We start from the raw sequence: 938 nt of genomic DNA, 5'->3' as shown, positions 1-938 counted from the left end.
GCCCAGGCCGGGCGCTCGGCCGGACCCGCCTCGGACCGGCGCCGCTCCAGCTCGGCGTCGTCCACTAGGAGATCGATGCGACGGGCCGCCGTGTCGAGGCGGATGCGGTCGCCGGTGCGGACGAGCCCGAGCGAGCCGCCGTCGGCCGCTTCCGGGGTGACGTGCAGCACGATCGTGCCGAAGGCGGTGCCGCTCATCCGCGCATCGGAGATGCGGACCATGTCCTTCACCCCAGCGGCGAGGATCTTCTTCGGGATCGGCAGGTAGCCGGCCTCGGGCATGCCGGGCGCCCCCTTGGGGCCCGCGTTCTGCAGGACGAGCACGTCGTCGGGGCCGACGTCGAGGTCGGGGTCGTCGATCCGCGCGGTCATGTCGGGGATCGAGGCGAACACCACCGCGCGGCCCTCGTGCTGGAGCAGCGCCGGGCTCGCGGCGCTGTGCTTGATCACGGCGCCCCGCGGCGCGAGGTTGCCGCGCAGCACCGCCATCGCGCCCAGCGGCTTGATCGGGTTGTCCCGCGACCGGATCACCGTCTGGCCCGGGACGTCCTCGGCCGCCGCGGCCACGTCGCGGAGCGTCCCGCCGGCCACCGTCCCGGCGTCGAGGTCGATCAGGTCCCCGAGCTGCGCCATCAGCTTCGGGACGCCGCCGGCATGGTGGAAATGCTCCATGTAGTGGTCGCCGGACGGCTTCAGGTCGACCAGCACCGGCACCGCACGGCCGAGCCGGTCGAAGGCGTCGAGGTCGATTCCGTGCGGCGTGCGGTTGGCGATGGCGGTGAGGTGGATCAGCCCGTTGGTCGAGCCGCCGATCGCCTGGAGCACCACCTGCGCGTTGCGGAACGCGTCCGGCGTCAGGAGCTCGCTCGGGCGGGGACCGCCCAAGACCGCCATCTCGGCGGCGCGCCGGCCGCTGGCCTCGGCGAGCCGGATGCGCTC

General features: G+C 74.1%; 1 protein-coding gene. It reads right to left on the bottom strand.

Annotation, left to right across the window (positions count from 1 at the left end; translation table 11 throughout):
* On the bottom strand, positions 1-938 hold a 938-nt coding region (locus FV223_RS28605; protein WP_187276296.1), incomplete at both ends, for a dihydroxy-acid dehydratase.

Source organism: Methylobacterium sp. WL116, from assembly GCF_008039455.1.
GTDB lineage: Bacteria > Pseudomonadota > Alphaproteobacteria > Rhizobiales > Beijerinckiaceae > Methylobacterium.
Note: the sequence above shows the minus strand (reverse complement) of the source record. Positions and strands in the feature narration are given on the sequence as shown.